Annotated in this window: 19 protein-coding genes; 10 read left to right on the forward strand and 9 right to left on the reverse strand. The window is 73.8% G+C overall.

Annotated elements, in window-relative coordinates; genetic code table 11:
• Positions 1 to 26 precede the first annotated feature (26 nt).
• A complete protein-coding gene (locus DZA62_RS22305) occupies positions 27 to 653 on the forward strand; it encodes a peptidase inhibitor family I36 protein (RefSeq protein ID WP_116951155.1) in 627 nt (208 codons plus the stop codon).
• A 12-nt stretch (positions 654 to 665) separates the two neighbouring features.
• Here DZA62_RS22305 and DZA62_RS22310 read toward each other — a convergent pair whose 3' ends face one another.
• The gene (locus DZA62_RS22310; RefSeq protein ID WP_116951156.1) at positions 666 to 1,733 is read right to left on the reverse strand and encodes a hypothetical protein; all 1,068 of its coding nucleotides are present in this window, start codon (positions 1,731 to 1,733) and stop codon (positions 666 to 668) included.
• Complete coding sequence (locus DZA62_RS22315) at positions 1,730 to 2,380, reverse strand: RNA polymerase sigma factor (RefSeq protein ID WP_116951157.1); 651 nt, start codon at positions 2,378 to 2,380, stop codon at positions 1,730 to 1,732. The genes DZA62_RS22310 and DZA62_RS22315 overlap by 4 nt, the downstream gene beginning before the upstream one ends.
• Before the next feature lie 70 nt (positions 2,381 to 2,450).
• Here DZA62_RS22315 and DZA62_RS22320 point away from each other — a divergent pair, with 70 nt between their 5' ends.
• From DZA62_RS22320 to DZA62_RS22335, 4 genes are all read left to right on the forward strand, one after another.
• A complete protein-coding gene (locus DZA62_RS22320; RefSeq protein WP_198664062.1) occupies positions 2,451 to 3,146 on the forward strand; it encodes a VOC family protein in 696 nt (231 codons plus the stop codon).
• Between the two features lie 12 nt (positions 3,147 to 3,158).
• A complete protein-coding gene (gene dapE, locus DZA62_RS22325; protein WP_116951159.1) occupies positions 3,159 to 4,223 on the forward strand; it encodes a succinyl-diaminopimelate desuccinylase in 1,065 nt (354 codons plus the stop codon).
• Between the two features lie 34 nt (positions 4,224 to 4,257).
• Positions 4,258 to 5,028 (forward strand): TIGR00730 family Rossman fold protein, encoded by a 771-nt coding sequence (locus DZA62_RS22330; RefSeq protein ID WP_116951160.1) that lies wholly within the window; start codon positions 4,258 to 4,260, stop codon positions 5,026 to 5,028.
• Positions 5,029 to 5,127: 99 nt separating this feature from the next.
• A complete protein-coding gene (locus DZA62_RS22335; protein WP_198664063.1) occupies positions 5,128 to 6,555 on the forward strand; it encodes an APC family permease in 1,428 nt (475 codons plus the stop codon).
• Between the two features lie 10 nt (positions 6,556 to 6,565).
• Here the strand turns inward: DZA62_RS22335 and DZA62_RS37295 are convergent, their stop codons facing one another.
• The 3 genes from DZA62_RS37295 to folP all read right to left on the reverse strand — a co-directional run bounded on the left by DZA62_RS37295 (position 6,566) and on the right by folP (position 10,856).
• A complete protein-coding gene (locus DZA62_RS37295) occupies positions 6,566 to 9,496 on the reverse strand; it encodes a helix-turn-helix transcriptional regulator (protein ID WP_198664064.1) in 2,931 nt (976 codons plus the stop codon).
• A 109-nt stretch (positions 9,497 to 9,605) separates the two neighbouring features.
• Entirely contained in the window at positions 9,606 to 9,788 is a 183-nt protein-coding gene (locus DZA62_RS36450; RefSeq protein WP_198664065.1) for a hypothetical protein, read from the reverse strand.
• Positions 9,789 to 9,965: 177 nt separating this feature from the next.
• The gene (gene folP, locus DZA62_RS22345; protein ID WP_116951163.1) at positions 9,966 to 10,856 is read right to left on the reverse strand and encodes a dihydropteroate synthase; all 891 of its coding nucleotides are present in this window, start codon (positions 10,854 to 10,856) and stop codon (positions 9,966 to 9,968) included.
• Positions 10,857 to 10,937: 81 nt separating this feature from the next.
• Here folP and DZA62_RS36455 point away from each other — a divergent pair, with 81 nt between their 5' ends.
• On the forward strand, positions 10,938 to 11,273 hold the full coding sequence (locus DZA62_RS36455; RefSeq protein ID WP_198664066.1) for a DivIVA domain-containing protein: 336 nt from the start codon (positions 10,938 to 10,940) through the stop codon (positions 11,271 to 11,273).
• Positions 11,274 to 11,447: 174 nt separating this feature from the next.
• Positions 11,448 to 11,903 (forward strand): SRPBCC family protein, encoded by a 456-nt coding sequence (locus tag DZA62_RS22355; RefSeq protein ID WP_116951326.1) that lies wholly within the window; start codon positions 11,448 to 11,450, stop codon positions 11,901 to 11,903.
• A 248-nt stretch (positions 11,904 to 12,151) separates the two neighbouring features.
• Here DZA62_RS22355 and DZA62_RS22360 read toward each other — a convergent pair whose 3' ends face one another.
• Genes DZA62_RS22360 through DZA62_RS22370 form a run of 3 tightly spaced genes read right to left on the reverse strand, consistent with a single transcriptional unit; the run spans position 12,152 to position 14,311 of the window.
• On the reverse strand, positions 12,152 to 12,733 hold the full coding sequence (locus tag DZA62_RS22360; RefSeq protein ID WP_116951164.1) for a DNA-3-methyladenine glycosylase I: 582 nt from the start codon (positions 12,731 to 12,733) through the stop codon (positions 12,152 to 12,154).
• Positions 12,723 to 13,508 carry an enoyl-CoA hydratase/isomerase family protein gene (locus tag DZA62_RS22365; RefSeq protein ID WP_232827569.1) on the reverse strand — a complete coding sequence of 262 codons (786 nt, stop codon included), beginning with the start codon at positions 13,506 to 13,508 and terminating at the stop codon, positions 12,723 to 12,725. The genes DZA62_RS22360 and DZA62_RS22365 overlap by 11 nt, the downstream gene beginning before the upstream one ends.
• Positions 13,505 to 14,311, reverse strand: coding sequence for a PaaX family transcriptional regulator (locus DZA62_RS22370; protein WP_116951165.1), 807 nt, complete (start codon positions 14,309 to 14,311; stop codon positions 13,505 to 13,507). Before DZA62_RS22370 ends, DZA62_RS22365 begins: the two co-directional genes overlap by 4 nt.
• A gap of 194 nt (positions 14,312 to 14,505) precedes the next feature.
• Between DZA62_RS22370 and DZA62_RS22375 the strand changes: the two genes are divergently transcribed.
• From DZA62_RS22375 to DZA62_RS22385, 3 genes are all read left to right on the forward strand, one after another.
• Positions 14,506 to 14,673 carry a DUF3117 domain-containing protein gene (locus tag DZA62_RS22375; RefSeq protein ID WP_069114398.1) on the forward strand — a complete coding sequence of 56 codons (168 nt, stop codon included), beginning with the start codon at positions 14,506 to 14,508 and terminating at the stop codon, positions 14,671 to 14,673.
• A gap of 107 nt (positions 14,674 to 14,780) precedes the next feature.
• The gene (locus DZA62_RS22380; protein WP_198664067.1) at positions 14,781 to 16,352 is read left to right on the forward strand and encodes a leucyl aminopeptidase; all 1,572 of its coding nucleotides are present in this window, start codon (positions 14,781 to 14,783) and stop codon (positions 16,350 to 16,352) included.
• Positions 16,353 to 16,371: 19 nt separating this feature from the next.
• Positions 16,372 to 16,713, forward strand: coding sequence for a hypothetical protein (locus DZA62_RS22385; protein WP_116951167.1), 342 nt, complete (start codon positions 16,372 to 16,374; stop codon positions 16,711 to 16,713).
• A gap of 4 nt (positions 16,714 to 16,717) precedes the next feature.
• On the opposite strand, the gene DZA62_RS22390 is transcribed toward DZA62_RS22385, so the two are convergent.
• Positions 16,718 to 17,584 carry a GNAT family N-acetyltransferase gene (locus DZA62_RS22390; RefSeq protein ID WP_116951168.1) on the reverse strand — a complete coding sequence of 289 codons (867 nt, stop codon included), beginning with the start codon at positions 17,582 to 17,584 and terminating at the stop codon, positions 16,718 to 16,720.
• Positions 17,585 to 17,618: the final 34 nt, after the last annotated feature.

The raw sequence follows: 17,618 nt of genomic DNA on the forward strand, positions 1-17,618 counted from the left end.
GCAGACACGGGAGCTGGGAGGCGCCGATGGTGCGACGACGGCTGCTCGCCACCCTCGCGGGGGTTGCGACGACGATGCTGGTGGCGGCGGGCGGTGCGTACGGCGGCGCCGTCACCGCTGACGCGGAGCCGTCCGGCCCGCTCGCGGCGGAGATGGCGGCGGCGCTCGAGCAGCAGCCGGGTGGCGTGCAGCTCTCGGACAATGCCATGGCCTGGGACGACGGCGGGGTCATCGTGGTGTGGCCGGACCCCGGTGCCGACACGGCCCCGTTCGGGCTGGGCGACGGCGTCCGGTCCGGCGTCGTCGAGGCGCTCGGGCTCGCCGACCTGGCTCTGCCGGTCCAGCCGGCCTCCGGCGCCGAGGCGCGCGGCAGCGCGTCGTCCTGCCCGTCCGGCTACTACTGCTTCTACACGGCCACGAACTTCGACGGCGCGCGGTACCAGTTCTCCAGCACGTGCTCGGCCTACGCCAGCACGTACGGCTTCGACAACACCGCGTCGTCGTGGGTCAACCGCAACTCCGGCCGCAACTACCACGCCTACGACTACGTCGGTGGCGCCAGGCTGTGGACCATGGCGCCGGGCGCCAGCGACTCCTACGTCGGCGCCGCCGCCGACAACCGGATGAGCTACTGGAGCTGCAGCAGCGCCTGACCGGCCCGGCCGTCAGAGGAAGACGGTGTAGGTGGCGACCACCGGAGACTTGACGTCCAGGCCGCCGGTGTCGCCGGTGAGGACCTCCTCGTACCCCAGCAGCCCGCCCGTCCGCGGGTCGACCATGAGCACGTACCGGCGGTCCAGCCCGGAGTCGTCGCCGTCGGCGCCGAACGCGACGGCCGTGCGGCCGCGCCGGTCGGTGGTGTCGCCGAGCGCCACCACGCCGGGCTCCTGAGCCAGCATCGTCAGTGCCGCGGCCTGCACCGAGGCGTCGAGGACGCGGGTCGAGGCGACCTCGTGCAGCGCCTGGAACAGCGCCGCCGCGGAGTCGTCGGCCTGCGGCCAGGCGGACAGCAGCTGCTCGCGCAGCGCGGCGGGCTCGGTGGCCAGCGACGCCGGGTAGGACGACGCCAGCCCGCCGGCCGGGAACGTCTCGTCGAGCAGGACGGCACCGGGGGTGGCGGCGTCGTCGGCCTCGCTCCACTCCGCGGTCGGGAACCGCGGCTCGCCCTGCGTCTCGCGCACGTGTACCGAGCCGTCGGCCAGGAACCGCTGCTCCCGCACCACCGGCACGACGGCGGTCGTGACGGCCGGCGCGGCCAGCGACAGGGTCGCGGCGGCACCCTCGGCGGGCGCACGGCCCTCGGCCGGCTCGCCACCGGTGGTCTCCGTCACCGTCAGCAGCCAGCTCTCGGTGGTGACGGTGGTGTCGGCGGCGTAGAGCTGCGCCTGTGTCTGGGTCGCCGTGGTGGCCAGGGACCGGAGCTCCGTGCCGGCCGGCTGCCCCATCGCCAGCTCCGCCGCCAGCACCGGCGGCGTGGCCGCGTAGGCGGTGTCGGCGCCGTCGGACCCGAGGTCGCCCACGATCAGCACCGCCGCCGTCACCGCGGACGCCGCTACCAGGCCCGCCGCCGGCCACAGCGCCAGCCGGACCTGCGGCCGCGGCAGCACAGGCCGCAGCCGCGGCCGCCCGGACACCGCCTCCTCCAGCAGCCGCCGCATGGCGTCGCGCCGGTCAGCGGGCAGCTCCCGCCTCGGTGGCAGGTCGAACGCGAAGTTCATGCCGGTGGAACTCATGTGTAATGCGCTCCTTCGGGGCGCGAGCCGGGTCGCGGCTCGGCTGGCTTCGTGGCCGCGGCCTCGGTGAGCCGCTCCATGTGAGCTCGGGCTCGCGCCAGACGCGAGCGTACTGTGCCGACGGGGATTCCGAGGGCGACGGCGGCCTCGGCGTAGGTGCGCTCGCCCCAGACGCACAGCGCGAGCACCTCCTGCTCCTGCTTCGGCAGCCGCCGGAAGACCCGCAGGACCTGCTTCATGTGCCGTTCGTCGTCGGCCCGCGCCTCGGCGTCGGCCTCGACGGGGTCGGGCACCGGCGCGGCGTCGGCGGCGCCACCGGCGATGACGGCGGGCGGCAGCTTGGCCAGCAGCCGCCGGTGCCGGCGCACGGCCCGGGTGCTGTTGCGGGCCACCCGCCCGGCCAGGCTCAGCAGCCACGGCACGAACCCGGCCTGCGCGGCGACGTCCTCGCGCTTGCGCCAGGCCTCAAGGAAGACGACCGAGGTGAGGTCCTCGGCGGTCTTCCAGCTACCGGTGAGCCGGAAGCAGTAGTTGTAGACCACCGTCGAGTGCCGGGTGAACAGCTCGCCGAACGCTGCCGGGTCGCCTCGGCGCGCCCGCGACCAGAGATACTGGTCGTCGGGCGGAGCGGCCGGCAGGGAGCTCATGGTCGTCGGGTCACCTGGCTGGGTACTCGGGCGGTCATGGGTGTCGGTGCGCTCGGCTAGCGTGGTCGTCGTGAGCCAGACACCACCCGTCGCCACCTGGCAGGCCCTCTGCCTCGACGCGAGTGACCAGCCCAGGCTCGCCGAGTTCTGGGCGGCGGCACTGAACCGCCGGCCAGATGCAGACGATCCTACGCATCTGCGAGGTGAAGCAGAAGGCGAGCGCGTCTGGGTCGACGCCGTGCCCGAGGCCAGGACGGCCAAGAACCGCGTGCACCTCGACGTCGAGGTGGGCGACCTCGACGGCCTGCTCGGGCTCGGCGCCACCGTCCTGCGCGGTCCCGACGACGAGATCTCGTGGTGGGTCATGGCCGATCCCGAGGGCGGCGAGTTCTGCGCGTTCCTCCGCCTGGAGCGGCCGTCGCTGCCCGGGCGGCTGCACCAGGTGGTGGTCGACTGCGCCGACCCCTACGCGCAGGCCGCGTGGTGGGGCGAGCTGCTGGGGCTGGTCTCCGAGCGCGAGCCGAAGGAGCACCACAGCGCACTCGAGAGCGACGGCCGGCTGCCGTTCGACTACCTGTGCTTCGTCCCGGTGCCGGAGCCGAAGTCGGTGAAGAACCGCGTCCACTGGGACGTCGACGTCGCCGACATCGGCCTGCTCACCGAGCGTGGCGCCACGGTGCTGCGGCCGCCCGGCGGCGACATCTCATGGCACGTCATGGCCGACCCCGAGGGCAACGAGTTCTGCGCGTTCACGCCACGTCAGTAGGCTGAGGCGCTTGTGGGCACTCTTCTCGACCTCGACCTCCCCGCGCCGGAGCTGACGGCGCAGCTGTGCGACCTCGCGTCCCCGAGCGGCCGCGAGGGACCGCTGGCCGACGCCGTGGAGGCCGCGCTGCGCTCCGCCGGGCACCTCACGGTCGACCGCGACGGCGACACCGTCGTCGCCCGCACGGCGCTCGGCCGGCCGTCGCGGGTCGTGCTCGCCGGGCATCTCGACACCGTGCCCGTCGCCGGCAACCTGCCCACCAGACTCGACGACGGCGTGCTCTGGGGCCGCGGCACGGTCGACATGAAGGGCGGCGTCGCGGTCGCGCTGCGGCTGGCCGCCCACGTCCCGGCGCCCGGCAGCGACGTCACCTACGTCTTCTACGACAACGAGGAGGTCGAGGCCGAGCGCAACGGCCTCGGCCGGGTCGCCAGGCAGCACCCCGACTGGCTGACGGCCGACTTCGCGGTGCTCATGGAGCCGTCGTCGGCGTCGGTCGAGGGCGGCTGCAACGGCACGCTGCGGGTCGCCGTCGAGCTCACCGGCACCGCCGCCCACAGCGCCCGCTGGTGGATGGGCAGCAACGCCATCCACGCGGCCGGGCCCGTGCTGCGCCGGCTGGCCGACTACCGGCCGGCCACGGTCACCGTCGACGGCCTCGACTACCGCGAAGGGCTCAACGCCGTCGGCATCAGCGGCGGCATCGCCGGCAACGTCATCCCCGACCGCTGCGAGGTCACGGTCAACTACCGTTTCGCGCCCAGCCACTCCGAGGCGCAGGCGCTCGACCACGTGCGGCAGGTGTTCGACGGCTACGACGTGCGGCTGCTCGACTCCGCGCCCGGCGCCCGGCCCGGCCTGGACCGCCCGGTCGCCGCGGCCTTCGTCGCGGCCGTCGGCGGCGAGCCACGGGCCAAGGTGGGCTGGACCGACGTCGCCCGGTTCGACGCGCTCGGCGTCCCGGCGGTCAACTACGGTCCCGGTGACCCTCAGCTCGCCCACGCCGACGACGAACGCGTCGACGTCGCCGAGATCGAGGCCTGCGAGACGCGGCTGCGGGCCTGGCTCGAAAGCTGAGGCCGGCGGGCGGCGCGGCAACTACCCTGGCCGCGTGACCCGATACGACGAGTTCGAACGGCCGGTGGAACAGCACTCCGGGCCGGTGATCAAGCGAGGGAAGCAGTACGACGTGACGACGACCGACCAGCGGCTGCTCGACACCGCCGGCCCCACCGACTGGGTCCACACCGACCCGTGGCGCGTCCTGCGCATCCAGTCCGAGTTCATCGAGGGCTTCGGTGCGCTGGCCGAGCTGGGCCCGGCCATCAGCGTCTTCGGCTCGGCCCGCACGCTGCCCGACGACCCGTCCTACCAACGCGCCGTCGAGCTCGGTGCGCGGCTGACCAGCGCCGGGTACGCCGTCATCACCGGTGGGGGCCCGGGCATCATGGAGGCCGCCAACAAGGGCGCCCAGGAGGCCGGCGGCACGTCCGTCGGGCTGGGCATCGAGCTGCCGTTCGAGCAGGGCATCAACGCCTACGTCGACCTCGCGGTCAACTTCCGCTACTTCTTCGCCCGCAAGACCATGTTCGTCAAGTACGCGCAGGGCTTCGTGGTGTTCCCCGGCGGTTACGGCACCCTCGACGAGTTGTTCGAGGCGATGACGCTGGTGCAGACGCACAAGGTCACGGCGTTTCCCATCATCCTGGTCGGGGAGTCCTACTGGAAAGGGCTCGTCGACTGGCTTCGTGACACGCTGGTCGCGGAGAAGAAGATCTCGCCTGTCGACATCGACCTTCTCACCGTCACCGACGACCTCGATCAGGTGATGTCGGTGCTGGCCAGGGCCGAAGAAACGCGTCGCGCGGCGGGCCGGGAATAGCACCGGAATTCCCGCATCGCGGGCCTTGACTCGCCGCATCACTGCTTGCGTTGTAGACCCTCCAAGAGGTAGACCAAGGCAACCGATTGGAGGCGGCACATGGCAGATGCGCCCGTGCAGACCGGCGAGGCTCCCCGTCAGCCCGCGGAGGAGCCCAGCCTGAAACGGGTCATGGGCCCGAGTCTGCTGTTGCTGTTCGTCGTCGGCGACATCCTCGGCACCGGGGTCTACGCACTCACCGGCCAGGTGGCCGCCGAGGTGGGCGGTGCGGCCTGGCTGCCGTTCCTCAGCGCGTTCGTCGTGGCCATCCTCACGGCGTTCAGCTACCTCGAACTGGTGACGAAGTACCCGCAGGCCGCCGGTGCCGCGTTGTACACGCACAAGGCGTTCGGCGTCCACTTCGTGACGTTCATCGTCGCGTTCACGGTCATGTGCTCGGGCATCACGTCGGCGTCGACGGCCTCGCGCACGTTCGCGGCCAACCTGGGCGAGGCGTTCGAGCTCGACCTCGGCACCGGCGCCGGCGTCACCATCGTGGCGCTGCTGTTCATGGGACTGGTCGCGGCGGTGAACTTCCGCGGCGTCGGCGAGAGCGTCAAGGCCAACGTCGTGCTCACCTGCGTCGAGCTGAGCGGCCTGCTGATCATCATCATGATCGGGCTGTGGGCCATCGGCGGCGGCGACGCGGACATGTCCCGCGTCGTCGAGTTCGACACACAGGGCCACGGCGTGTTCGGCGCGGTCACCGCGGCGACGGCGCTGGCGTTCTTCGCGATGGTCGGGTTCGAGGACTCCGTGAACATGGCCGAGGAGTGCAAGGAGCCGTCGCGCATCTTCCCCAAGGTCATGCTGAGCGGCCTGATCATCACCGGTGTCATCTACGTGCTGGTGGCCATCTCGGCCGTCGCGCTGGTGCCGGTCGACGAGCTCGGCGAGGGCGACACCCCGCTGCTGAAGGTGGTCGAGGCCGGTGCGCCGGGCTTCCCGTTGCAGATCTTCGCGTTCATCACGATGTTCGCCGTCGCCAACTCGGCGCTGATCAACATGCTGATGGCCAGCCGGCTGGTCTACGGCATGAGCCGCGAGCGGGTGCTGCCCGGACCGCTGGGCCGCGTGCACCCGAGGCGGCGCACGCCGTGGGTCGCGATCATCTTCACCACGGTGCTCGCGATCGGGCTCATCACGTTCGTCGGCGAGGTGCCGGCGCTCGGCCGGACGACGGCGCTGCTCCTGCTCGGCGTGTTCACCATCGTCAACATCACCGTGTTGGTGCTGCGCCGCAACCCGGTCGAGCACAAGCACTTCCGCACCCCGACCTTCATCCCGGTCATCGGCGCCGTGGTCTGCGCGTTCCTGACCACGCCGCTGGCCGGGCACACCAGCGAGCACTACCGCATCGTCGCCGTCCTGCTGGCCGTCGGCGTCGTGCTGTGGTTCGTCACGTGGACGGTCAACCGGCGGCTGCACCGGTCGCAGGGCGACATGGACGACCCCGAGAACCTGGGCGTGGGCGGCCCGGTCAACTGACCGGGCGGCGTCAGCCGGCCTGCTGGGCGGTGTCGTCCAGCAGGCCCTCGCGGTGGGCCAGGGCCGCGGCCTCGCCGCGGCCCGAGACGCCGAGCTTGGCCAGGATGTTCGACACGTGCACGCTGGCGGTCTTGGTGCTGATGAACAGCTCCTCGCCGATCTGCCGGTTGCTCCGCCCGGCCGCGACCAGGTGCAGCACCTCGCGCTCGCGGTCGGTCAGCGCGGCGAACGACCCGGCGTCCTGGCCGTCGGGTCGCGACGGGGGCAGGCCCAGCCGGGCGCGGCGCCCGAGATCGTCGATCCAGCGCCGGATCAGGCCGGCGCCGAGCCGGTCGGCGTCGTCCGCGGCCCGGCGCAGCGGCTCCTCGGCCGCGCCGCGGTCGCCCAGCAGGACGTACGCCTCGCCCAGCCGGTAGCCGGCGAACGGCCGCAGGTGCGCAGGTCCTTCGGCCCCCTCGACGGCGTCCAGCGCCACCCGCCAGGCGTCCGGCGCCGGTCCGTCGAGGCCGGCGAGGTGCGCCCGGACCACCGGCGTCCACACCGGCGCCGGACCCCAGTCGCCGATCGGCGCGAGCCGGCCGCGCAGCCACTCGGCGTCGGCCTCGACACCGTCGGCCTGGACTCGCGCCCGCGCCTCCAGCGCCCAGCCGGCCGCCCCGAGCAGTGGCAGCTCGTAGCCGAACTGCTGGCCGGGGCATGCGTCGACGGCGGTGCGGACGAGCTGCCAGGCGAGGTCCGGCTCGCCGCGCCCGAGCGCCGCCTCGGCGCCCGCGCGTGTCGCCGGCAGCACGTACTGCGGCCCGGGATCGTGGCCGGCCAGCCGCTCGCGCACCTCGACCGCGAACCGGGACGCGGCCTCGACGTCGCCGCGCCACAGCGCCAGCCACGAGCGCAGCCCGGACAGGTGCCAGACGTGCCGCCCGGGCGGCCGGAGTTCGAGGGCGCGGACGATGACCCGCTCGGCCTCGTCCCAGCGGCCCAGCGCCATCAGCGGTTCGGCGGCGTTGCCGGCCAGCATGGTCCCGAGCGTGCGGGCCAGTCCGACCGCACCGGCGCCGTCGATGCCGCGCTGCGCGACCTGTTCCGCCTCGCCGTGCCGGCCGAGCAGGTGCAGCGAGTCGGACATGTTGATGTGGTAACTGACCAGCCACTCCGGCCGTTCGCCGGCCAGCCGGTGCGCCGTCGCCAGGGCGTCGAGGCCGTCGTCGACGTGGCCGGAGTGCACCAGGCAGGGCCCGAGCACGACGTACGCGCGGAACTCCGACTCGGCCTCGCCGGTCTGGCGCGCCAGCGCCGCCGCCTCACGGGCCAGCGCGACGGCGTTCGCCTGCCGGCCGTCCATCATCAGCCCTGACACGTACTTCTGCAGCAGCCGGGCCCGCTGCGGCGTGGGCGGGTCGGCCGGGATCAGCGCCAGCGCCCGCTCGATCTCGGCGGTGGCGCCGCCACGGCCGAGTTCGCTGAGCAGCCCGCCGCGGAAGCCCAGCAGCCGGGCGACGCGGCTCGGCTCGACGGCGTCGCCTGCGGCCTGGACCTCGGCCAGCGAGGCGTCGACCAGCGCGAGGGCGCGGTCGAGCTCGCCGGCGTGGTCCGCCGCCGCGGCGGTGCGGGCGAGCAGTTCCGCGTGGTCGTGTCCGGCCTTCTCGGCGGCGTCGGGGACCTGGTCCCAGAGCTCCAGCGCCCGCTCGAGGTTGCGCTGCGCCTCGTCGTAGGCGGCCAGCGAGCGCGCCTCGGCGGCGGCGTCGAGGGAGGCGGCGAACGACTTCTCGTGCTCGTGCGCGCAGAACCAGTGGTGCGCCGCCTCTGCGGTGACCGCGCGGCGCGACGCGGCGCCGGACTCCAGCCGTCGCTCCAGCGTGGCCGCGTACAGCGCGTGCAGCCGGGCATGCTCGCCTGGCAACAGGTCGTCGTGGACGGCCTCGCGGACCAGCGCGTGCCGGAACACGTACCCGTCGCCGTCGACCCGCAGCACGTTCGCCGACACCGCCTCGCGCAGCGTGCGGTCCAGAGCGTCGGGATCGACGGCGGCGACGGCGGCCAGCAGGTCGTGGTCGACCCGGTCGTTGCCGACGGCGAGCATCCGGACCAGCCGCTGCGACTCCTCGGACAGCTGCTCGACCCGGACCAGCAGGAGGTCACGCAGCGACTCGGGCAGCGTGGTGCCGTCGTCGAGGTCGGCCAGCTGCTCGACGAAGAACGGCACGCCCTCGCTACGGGCGTGGATGCGGTGCACGGCGTCGACCGGCGGCGGTGCCCCGGCCAACCCGGTGAGCTGCTCGGCGACCTCGTGCTCGGTCAGCCGGGGCACGTCGATGCGGTGCACCGTCCGGATCCGCTCCAGCTCGGCCAGCAGCCGCCGGAGCGGGTGATCGCGGGACAGCTCGTCGCTGCGGTACGTCCCGACGATGAGCACGCGGGAGCTGCCCAGGGCCCGGACCGCGAAGCCGAGCAACTGGCGCGTCGCGCGGTCGGCCCAGTGCAGATCCTCGAGCACCAGGACCAGCGGGCGGTCGGTGGCGACCTGCTCGAGCAGCCCGGTGACCGCCTCGAAGACCCGGCCCTGACTGGTGCCGCCCGGCTGCTCTCCGTCGTGGGGGAGATCGGGCAGCAGGCTGGTCAGTGCGGCTCCGCCGGGACCGGCGGCGGCCAGCAGCGCGTCGGTGCCGAGCTGGCCGGCCAGCTCGCGCAGAGCGCCGGCGATGGGGGCGTAGGCGAGCCCGTCGCCGCCCAGGTTCACACACTGGCCGAGAACCACCCGGGCGCCGGCGCGCTCGGCCTCGGCCGCGAACTCCGTCACCAGCCGGGTCTTGCCGACACCCGCCTCACCGCCCAGCACCACCGTGACCGGGACGCCGTCGGCGGCAGAGGCCAGTGCCGACCGCAGGCCGTCGAGCTGGTCGGTGCGGCCGACCATCGCGGGACTCATCGCTGCCAACGCCACGGTGTCCATCCTGCTACGCCCTGGCCGCCGCGGGCATCCGGGTCCGCTGTGGACAGGGCGAGGCCCCGGTGTCCGTGACGGACACCGGGGCCTGGGTGGTGGTCGCTCGTCAGACCGCGTGGCGGCGGGGCAGGTGGCGGATCGCCCACGTCGACCGGCGGCCCGCGGACCGCTTGGCGGCGCGACGGGCCGCGCGGCGGGCGATACGGGCCAGGCGATCGGCGTCGGCCTCGGCCCGCAGCCGGCCCGCACGCTCCTCGTGGACGAGCTGGGCGACATACGTGCTGTTCATGACCGGACCTCTTTCGGTGCTCCGTTGTGCTGACACTGAAGAGTCTGGTCCGTAAGGGGTGGTCGCCACATGCGGTGACTGCCGCATCTTCCCAGGTGGAAGGGGCCTTACTCGGCGCCTGAGGGCCGTCTGAGGGGGCCTGAGGTAGCCCCTGGGCGGGCTGAGGTGCCTCAGGCGTCAGGTGAGGCCCCGCAGCGGGGCCGCCGGCGGCCGGTCGCCGCGGATCGACGCGACCATGTCGAGCACCTGCCGGGTGGCCGCGACGTCGTGGGCACGGAAGACCCGCGCGCCGTGCCAGGCGGACACCGCCGTCGCCGCCAGTGTGCCGGTCAGCCGCTCGTCGACCGGGAGATCGAGCGTCTCGCCGACGAAGTCCTTGCGCGACAGGCTGACCAGCACCGGCCAGCCGGTCGCGACCAGCTCGTCCAGCCGGCGGGTCAGCTCCAGCGAGTGGAAGGTGTTCTTGCCGAAGTCGTGCGTCGGGTCGATCAGGATGCTCTCGCGCGGCACGCCCAGCTCCGCGGCCCGCTCGGCCAGCCCGGCCGTGTGCCCGGCCACGTCGGCGACCACGTCGTCGTAGCGGACCCGGTGCGGCAGCGTGCGCGGGCGCATGCCCCCGGTGTGGCTGCAGACCAGCCCGGCGCCGTGCCGCGCGGCGACCGCGGCGACCTCGGGGTCGGCGCCGGCCCAGGTGTCGTTGACGAGGTCCGCGCCCGCCTCGCACAGCGCCTCCGCCGTCCGCGCCCGATAGGTGTCGACGCTGACCACGACCTGCGGATACGTCTCGCGGATCGCGCCGACCAGCCCGGCGACGCGGTCGATCTCCTCGTCCTCGCTGACGTGCTCGCCCGCGCCGGCCTTCACTCCGCCGACGTCGATGATGTCCGCGCCCTCGGCCACCACCTGCTCGACCCGGCGCCACGCCTGCTCGAACGCGAACGTCGCGCCCTGGTCGTAGAACGAGTCAGGGGTGCGGTTCACGATCGCCATGACGGCGAACCGTCCGGGCGGGAACGTCGATCGGCCCAGGCGAAGAACACCCACGGGACTCCTCTGATCGGATCGCATCCAGGTCGCCAGTAAGCCTCGCACGCCGTGTCCACCCGGTGTGGCGCGGAGGTGGAACGCCGGACGTGGCACCCTTGTGCCGTGTTCGTCGTCTTCGTGATCGTGGCCGCGGCCGTGCTGTTCGGCGCGGTCCTGCTGGTGCTCGGCCGCGGCGACGTGCTGCAGCCCGAGACCCCCGGTGAGCCGGCCCGCCTCCTGCCCGACGGTGCCGTCGGCTCCGGCGACATCGCCGAGCTGCGCTTCTCCGTCGTGCAGCGCGGCTACCGCATGGACCAGGTCGACGCCGTCCTCGACCGGCTGCAGCGCGAGCTCGCCTGGCGCGACCACCGGCTGGCCGAGCTGGAGTCGCGCATCCCCGGCCTCGGCGGCCCGCTCCCGCGCCGGCCCGCCCGTCCCGGCGATGCCGACGAGGGCTGATCCGCCGGTCACGGGGTATGAAGGGGGCACGGAGGGTGCTGGGTGAGCTCTTGGGGGTGCCGGGTGAACAGCGGGGTGAAGTGGGGGGTTCGCGGTGATCGGCGGAGCACCGCACGACCTGCGAGGAGGGCGACGTCGACGCCCGCGTCGGCGCCCGTGGCGGTGTGGCCGTCGGTGAGTGCTGACGTCACGGTGACGCGCAGGGTCGCCGCGCCGGCCGACGTGGTGTGGCATGTTCTCACCGACTGGCCGGCGCAGAACGCGTGGATGCCGATGACCCGGGTCCGCGTGCTGGGCTTGGGCGACGGCCGCGAGGTGGGTGCGCGACTCGAGGCCTGGACCGGGTTGGGGCGGGCCGGGTTCCTGGACTCGATGGTCGTCACGGCATGGGACCCGCCGTGCCGGTGCGAGGTCCTGCACACCGGCAGGCTGGTGCGCGGGCCGGGCGTGTTCTCGGTGCGGGCGCTCGGTGCGCACGCGGCCGAGGTCACCTGGGAGGAGCACCTGGACCTGCCGTTCGGCGCGGTCGGGCGGGCCGGGTGGCCGCTCGCGCGGCCGGCGGTCCGGTTCGGCCTGGGCATCGGGCTGCGGCGCTTCGCCAGGTTCGTCGAACGGCTGCCGCGCGGCTAGCGGGAAATGATCACGTTAAGCAGGCGTCCTCCCGGTTCACCAGGCATGCACGCCTCCTGAACCGGGAGAACGCCTGGTCCGAGCGCACCGATGGCGAGGGACTCACGTGTGCCGCGAACGGCCGTGCGTCGCCGGGCCTGCCGCCGTGGTGACGCGCGGGGGTTCCTCGTGACGGCCAGGGAGCACCGGCGGTCGATGGAGCACCGGCGATCGGGGATGCCAGAACGCCGGTGTCGCCGTGACGGTGGTCAGCGGGCGGTGCAGCCTGCCAGGTGGTCGTTGACCAGGCCGCACGCCTGCATGGCCGCGTAGGCCGTGGTGGGGCCGACGAAGACGAAGCCGTGCTTCTTCAGGGCCTTCGCGAGGGCCTTCGACTCGGGGGTGGTGGCGGGGACGTCGGCCAGGGAGACCGGGGCCGGGCGGTCGGCGGGGGCGAACGACCAGATCAGCCGGTCGAGCGCGCCGTCGCCGTCGGCGTCCTGCAGGGCGACGAGGGCGCGGGCGTTGGAGATGGCGGCCGCGACCTTGGCGCGGTTGCGGACGATGCCGGTGTCCTGCATGAGCCGCGCCTCGTCGTCGGCGCCGAACGCGGCGACGGCCGAGGCGTCGAACCCCGCGAACGCCTTGCGGAAGCCGTCGCGCTTGCGCAGGATCGTCAGCCACGACAACCCGGACTGGAACGCTTCGAGCGTGAGCCGCTCGTACAGAGCGGCGTCGCCGTGGACGGGGCGGCCCCACTCGTCGTCGTGGTAGGCGACGTAGTCGGGGGTGCTCAGGCCCCACGGGCAGCGCGGCCGGCCGTCGGGGCCCTCGACGAGGTCACTTGCCATGGAACACCGCCGGCCGCTTGGCGAGGAACGCCTCGACGGCGGCACGGTGGTCGGCGGAGGCGCCGGTCCACTGCATCATGTCGGCCTCGTGGTCGAGCGACTCGTCAAGAGAGTGCGTCGCGGAGAACTCGAGGGCGCGCCGCAGCGCCGCGTAGGCCAGCGTCGGGCCGGCGGCGAACTCGCGGGCCAGTTCCATGGCTCGCGGCAGGACGTCGGAGGCGGGGACGACCTCCGTCGCCAGGCCCAGCGTCAGCGCTTCGCCGGCGGGCACGGTGCGGGGACGGAACAGCAGCTCGCGCGCCTTCGCCCAGCCGACCAGCCGTGGCAGCGTCCACGACGACCCGGTGTCGGAGGAGAGGCCGATGGCGGCGAAAGCGAGGTTGAAGCCGGCGGTGTCGGCGACGATGCGCAGGTCGCAGGCGAACGCGTACGACGCGCCGGCGCCGGCCGCGACGCCGTTGACGGCGGCGATGACCGGCTTCGGCATGGTGAGCAGCGCCTTGACCGTCGGGTTGTAGTGGGCCCGGACCGTGGTGGCCAGGCCGGAGTCGCCGGACGCGAGCGCCTCGGCGTGCTCCTTGAGGTCCTGGCCGACGCAGAAGGCGCGGCCGGAGCCGGTCAGCACGACCGCGCGCACCGCCTCGTCGGCGGCCGCCGCCAGCACGGCGTCGCGCAGCGCGACCTTGGTGGCGGTGTCGAGGCTGTTCATGGCCTCGGGCCGGTCGAGCGTGATGACGCCGACGCCGTCGTCGGCCTCGTAACGGACCAGGCTCACTGGTCGCCCTCCTTGGTGGTTCCGGCGGACAGGCAGGCGTCGACGAAGCGGCCGGCGGCGGGCTGCAGCCGCGCGGCGTGCTCGTCGAAGTAGTCGGCGGCGTCGTCGCCGGGCCAGACGGCGGGCAGCAGCTCGCGCGGCAGACCGGGGTCGGTGAACAGGAACTTGCGCCACTCGTGCACCAACCGGCTCCGCGCGGCGAACGCCTGCTCGTCGGTGGGCCTGGCGGGCAGGGACGCGAGCAGCCCGCGGGCGTCGGACAGCCAGCGCAGGTAGGACCGCCCCACGGCGTCGAGGTCCCACGCGCGGCGCACCAGTTCGGCGTCGTCGCCCTGGTGCCGGGCGCTGAACCGCTCGGCCCGCAGCTCCTCGGCGTCGAGCAGCGACGCCAGCTCCGGCGACGGCCTGGCGGCGATCCAGGTGCCGTCGCCGACCGGCGCGTAGCCGAGGTAGGCCAGCCCGTTGCGCAGCCGCTCGCGGGCGGCCCGCTGTGCCGACCGCTCGGGCACGACGACGTGCCAGCGGCCGTCCCAGTCGCCGCGGCCGTTGGTGCGGTAGATGCGTGCGGCGGCGTCCTCGAGGCGGCGGTCGGCCCGCTCGGTCAGCTCGTAGCCGGGCGAGCCGTCGATGCGGACCGGGCGCAGCCAGCCCTGCTTGACCATGCGCGACACGGCCGTGCGCACCGCCGGCGCGGCGACGCCGAGCGGGGCGAGCAGCCGCACCAGCGCGGCGACGCGAGCCTTGCCGCCGCGCGAGCGCACGTGATCGCCATAGAGGTCGAACAAGGCGGATCTGGCGTTCACAGTCCCCCATCCTGCCAGCCCGCACCGACAGCCACGTCCGCTGATCCGGGATCACCAGGTGAGGACATACCGACCGCGGTCTCCCCGCGACGACCAACATGCGGGATAATGACCTCCATCGTGACGCACACGGCTGGTGCTCCCTGGACATCAGGGGGTTTGGGTGTGCGCCTGAAGAAGGAAGGGGTGCGCGGATGGCGGCGATGAAGCCGCGGACTGGCGATGGGCCGCTCGAGGTCACCAAGGAGGGGCGCGGCATTGTCATGCGCGTCCCGATCGAGGGTGGCGGTCGTCTGGTCGTCGAGCTCACTGCTGACGAGGCCGGCGCGCTGGGTGATGCGTTGAAGGATGTCGTCGGCTGACGTGTCGTTGCCGTGAGCATTGAATAGGTGCCCTCGTCCGGCGCCTGAGGCGCTGGGCGGGGGCATTACTCTGCCCGGAGGACCGGGAGTCAGGACGAGGAGTACGCGTGCCAGCTGAGAGCACTGTTCGCCGCACCGACGTCGTGGTCGATGCCAGACCGCTGCTGGACGCCGAAGCCGGCGTGCTGGCGCTGGCCGTGTGGCCGGACGACGGACCGGCCCCGGCCGAGCCCGGCGACGGCTCGCCGTGGATCGGTCCCGGCGGCGCGGAGGTCGCCGATGCGCTCGGCCTGGATCTGTTCGCCGCGCTCGAACGCGACCGCGGCACCGGCAAGGCCGGCGAGGTCGTGTCGGTTCCGGTGTTCGCCGAGGGCCGCGGCGCCGCCAGCGTCGACGGTGAGGTCGACGTCACGCGGGTGCTGCTGGTGGGGCTCGGCGACGGGTCCGCGACGGCGTACCGCAGGGCCGGCGCCGCGTTGGCGCGGGCGGCCCGCGGCATCGACCGCCTGGCCTCCGCCGTCACCGCGACCGCCGACGACGCCGCCACCCGCGCGTTCGTCGAGGGCGCCGTCCTCGCCACCTACGCGCTGGGCGGCTTCCGGGGCACGCCCGCGCCCGAGGCGAAGCGGCCGCTCGGCATGCTCGTGCTGACCGGCGACGGCGCACGCGCGGACGTCGTCGACACGGCCGTCGCGGTCGCCGGGGCCAGCTGGATCGCCCGCGACCTCGCGCAGACCCCGTCGAACGTCAAGGATCCGGAGTGGCTGGCCGAGCAGGCCCGCCGCATCGGCGCGGAACACCGGCTCGACGTCCGGGTGCGCGACGAGAAGGCGCTGGCCGACGAGGGCTTCGGCGGCATCCTGGCGGTCGGCCAGGGGTCGGAGCGGCCGCCGCGGCTCATCGCGCTGCGCTACGAGCCGCCGAAAGCCGGCAAGGACACCGCGCACGTCGTGCTCGTCGGCAAGGGCATCACCTACGACACCGGCGGGCTGTCGCTGAAGCCGCGCGAGGGCATGGTCCCGATGAAGACGGACATGAGCGGCGGCGCCGTCGTCATGGGTGTCCTGTCAGCCGTGCGCGAGCTGGGCGTCGACGTCCGCGTCACCGGGCTGGTGGCGGCAGCCGAGAACATGCCCGGCGCCAACGCGCAGCGGCCCAGCGACGTCATCCGGCAGTACGACGGCACGACGGTCGAGGTGCTGAACACCGACGCCGAGGGCCGTCTGGTACTCGCCGACGGCATCGGCTACGCGGTCGCCGAGCTGGAGCCGACGGTCATCGTCGACGTCGCCACGCTCACCGGCGCCGCCACCACGGCGCTCGGCCGCGGCCACGGCGCGCTGTACGCGTCGTCCGACGAGCTGGCCGCCGCGCTGCGCGAGGCCGGCGAGGCCGCGGGGGAGCGGCTGTGGCGCATGCCGCTGGTCGACGACTACCGCTTCGGCCTCGACTCCTCGATCGCCGACGTCTCGCACATCGACACCGCGCACCTCGGCGGCGGCTCGATCATGGCCGCGTTGTTCCTGCAGCGCTTCGTCGGCGACGTGCCGTGGGCGCACCTCGACATCGCCGGTCCGGCCCGCGCCGACTCCGACAAGGTCGAGCGGACCAAGGGCGGGACGGGGTTCGGCGTGCGAGCGCTGCTGTACTGGCTCGAGGCCGGCGCGCCGGTCGACTGACGATTCTCTGGAGGATCCCATGTACGGACTGAGCGTGCGCTGGTCGCTGGCCGAGGCGCCCGACGGCGTCGACGCGGCGCTGCGCGACTACGTCCACGGCACGTCGCTGGCCCGGTTCACCGGTATGGACGGCCTGCGGTTCAAGACCTGGCGCACCCGGCCGGGCGAGTGGTTCGAGGGCACCTACGTGTTCGAGACCGCGGCCGCCCGCGACGCGTTCGCCGCGTCGTTCGCCGAGATCGCCGCGGAGTCGCCCGGCTCGCAGCTGATCGGGTCGTCGCCGGTGCTGCAGGAGTCGTTCGATGTGGTCGCGGTCGCCGAGGGCGGGGCGGGCTTCGCCGCCGGCCCCGGTCCGGCCTAGCAGCTCAGGTGGCCCGGCACCGGTCGCGGACCTCGGGGAGGTCGTGAAAGCCGGCCGACCGGTAGGTGGCGACTGCGGCCACGTGGGAGCTGGGCGTGCAGACGATGGCGCTCGACGACCCCAGCTCCCGCAGCGCGGCCGCCGCGGCGATCGTGATCGCCCGGCCGTAGCCGTGGCCGCGGTGGTCGCGGTGGACGCCCACCGGCTCGAGCAGCCCTGGTCGCCCGGGTCCCGCCGACCACACGGTCAGCGCCGCCACGGCATCGCCCCGGTCGTCGTACGCGACCAGGCACCGGGCGTCGGCGTACGGTGCTCCGTCCGCCATCGCGTGCCAGCGCCGCTCGGTGAACGTCGACCCGTCGAACGCGGCTCGTTGCACGGCGGCCCGCACGTCCGCCAGCTCCGGCCCGATCGTCACGACGCGCACACCCGGATCGTCCACCGGGTCGGTCAGGTCGCGGTGCAGCGGCCGCCACGGTTCGTCGGTGTCCCAGCCGGCGTCGGCCAGCAGCTCCTGGAGCAGCGCGTCCGCCGGCGCTTCGACGGACGCCTTCCCCTCGGGCAGGACACCGCGTTGCGGCCGGATGAGGTCGTCGGCCAGCTGCCCCGCCAGCTCCTCGTCGCGCCGGGCGTCGGGCGCGATGGTCATGCGCAGCAGCCTGGACCCGTCCAGCAGCCCGACGGCGAGGATGCGTCCGTCCCGGCTCCAGGTGCGGATGGCCGCGGCCGTCGCCGCTGCTCCGAACCGCCAGAACCACCCGACGTCGCCCGGGTGCAGTTGTGTCGGCGCCGCGTCGTCCTGCCACTCCCGCAGCGCGCCCACCGCCGCGCCCAGCTCGTCGATGCGGGGCCTGCCCGTCACGATCGCCATGCCCGGAGTACACACCACCGGACCGAGCCCGGCC

It is taken from the genome of Jiangella endophytica (assembly GCF_003427025.1).
GTDB classification, from domain to species: domain Bacteria; phylum Actinomycetota; class Actinomycetes; order Jiangellales; family Jiangellaceae; genus Jiangella; species Jiangella endophytica.

Bases quoted from the DNA above. Each gene is read 5' to 3' on its own strand.
- DZA62_RS22385 (WP_116951167.1), top strand. From the start codon at position 16,372: ATGTACGGACTGAGCGTGCGCTGGTCGCTGGCCGAGGCGCCCGACGGC.
- DZA62_RS22390 (WP_116951168.1), bottom strand. From the start codon at position 17,584: ATGGCGATCGTGACGGGCAGGCCCCGCATCGACGAGCTGGGCGCGGCG.
- DZA62_RS36450 (WP_198664065.1), bottom strand. From the start codon at position 9,788: ATGAACAGCACGTATGTCGCCCAGCTCGTCCACGAGGAGCGTGCGGGC.
- DZA62_RS22310 (WP_116951156.1), bottom strand. From the start codon at position 1,733: ATGAGTTCCACCGGCATGAACTTCGCGTTCGACCTGCCACCGAGGCGG.
- DZA62_RS22335 (WP_198664063.1), top strand. From the start codon at position 5,128: ATGGCAGATGCGCCCGTGCAGACCGGCGAGGCTCCCCGTCAGCCCGCG.
- DZA62_RS22375 (WP_069114398.1), top strand. From the start codon at position 14,506: ATGGCGGCGATGAAGCCGCGGACTGGCGATGGGCCGCTCGAGGTCACC.
- DZA62_RS22315 (WP_116951157.1), bottom strand. From the start codon at position 2,380: ATGAGCTCCCTGCCGGCCGCTCCGCCCGACGACCAGTATCTCTGGTCG.
- folP (WP_116951163.1), bottom strand. From the start codon at position 10,856: ATGCGATCCGATCAGAGGAGTCCCGTGGGTGTTCTTCGCCTGGGCCGA.
- DZA62_RS22305 (WP_116951155.1), top strand. From the start codon at position 27: ATGGTGCGACGACGGCTGCTCGCCACCCTCGCGGGGGTTGCGACGACG.
- DZA62_RS22360 (WP_116951164.1), bottom strand. From the start codon at position 12,733: ATGGCAAGTGACCTCGTCGAGGGCCCCGACGGCCGGCCGCGCTGCCCG.